2 protein-coding genes are annotated in these 1053 nt (G+C 66.7%); one reads left to right on the forward strand and one right to left on the reverse strand.

Annotation, left to right across the window (positions count from 1 at the left end; translation table 11 throughout):
- Positions 1 to 21 precede the first annotated feature (21 nt).
- Positions 22 to 321 (reverse strand): transposase, encoded by a 300-nt coding sequence (locus AB0G02_RS41995; RefSeq protein WP_360806702.1) that lies wholly within the window; start codon positions 319 to 321, stop codon positions 22 to 24.
- A gap of 324 nt (positions 322 to 645) precedes the next feature.
- Here AB0G02_RS41995 and AB0G02_RS42000 point away from each other — a divergent pair, with 324 nt between their 5' ends.
- Positions 646 to 1002, forward strand: a complete 357-nt coding sequence (locus AB0G02_RS42000; protein ID WP_360806705.1) for an SH3 domain-containing protein — start codon at positions 646 to 648, stop codon at positions 1000 to 1002.
- Positions 1003 to 1053: the final 51 nt, after the last annotated feature.

The raw sequence follows: 1053 nt of genomic DNA on the forward strand, positions 1-1053 counted from the left end.
CGGAGACGAACTCGAAGCGGTTCACCAGCGCGTCTCCCCTGCGAAATACCGGGCCGCCTTGCGCAGGATGTCGCGTTCCTCCTCCAGCTCACGGATCCGCCTGCGCAGTGCGGCGTTCTCGTCCTCCGGCGAGGCCGGAGCCGAGGTGCTTGCGGTGGAGGCGGGCGCCTCGGTGCGTTGTGCGTCGTCGAGCCGGATCCAGTTGCGCAGCGTCTCGTGGTTGACGCCCAGGTCTTGGGCCACCGATTTGATCGTCGCGCCTGGGCGGGACCGGTAGAGCGCGACCGCCTCGGCCCGGAACTCCGGCGGGTAGTGCTTCATCACCATCTGAACGGGACTCCTGTCCACCCGGATCGTCAGGATCCAAGTGTGTCTGGTGTCCAACATCCGGGGTCAGGGCCCGCCGGACATACGAATATAAACAGCCCGAACGGACTGTATCTGCTCTTGCTCGGCCGGATCGGTCGACCGGCATGAGGTCTCTATGTAACGCTTGCGGTGCGGGAGGTCTTCTCTCGTCACCAGGGGGGACTCAAGGGAGTTCATGTAGCGCCTGTTTTGGCGTGCGCATCTGTCGCCGTATCAGCTTCTGGTGCCTGTGATCAAGGGGGCACAACTATGTCTGCTCGAACACGCTTGTTTGCCGTGACCGGCACCGCCATCGCTTTGGCGACGGTGTTCGCGCTTCCGGCCGGGGCTGCTCCGGCCAAGCCCGGCGGCGAGGTCGGCGCGGCGCATGCGGCGTGCGGGACCACGAAGCCCGACAAGGACGACAGCTCGTGGCTGGCCACTGCCGAAACTGCGGCCAGGCAGCGCAGCGGGTCGTCCACGTCGTGCACCGCGCTGGGCACCGCTCAGACTTCCGACCGGTTGGACTACCACTGCTATACGGTGGGCAACGACGGCTACACCTGGACCTACCTGCGCAACGACCGCACCGGCGTGGCCGGCTGGGTCCGTGATGATCTGCTGGAGGACCACGGCAGCGGCGTGCCCTGCTGACAAGGGCGTTCCTGAGGGTCGGCTCCGCGGCGCGTCTGTCGCGGAGCCGAC

The sequence above is a fragment of the Actinosynnema sp. NPDC023658 genome, assembly GCF_040639995.1.
In the GTDB taxonomy this organism is placed as follows: domain Bacteria; phylum Actinomycetota; class Actinomycetes; order Mycobacteriales; family Pseudonocardiaceae; genus Actinosynnema.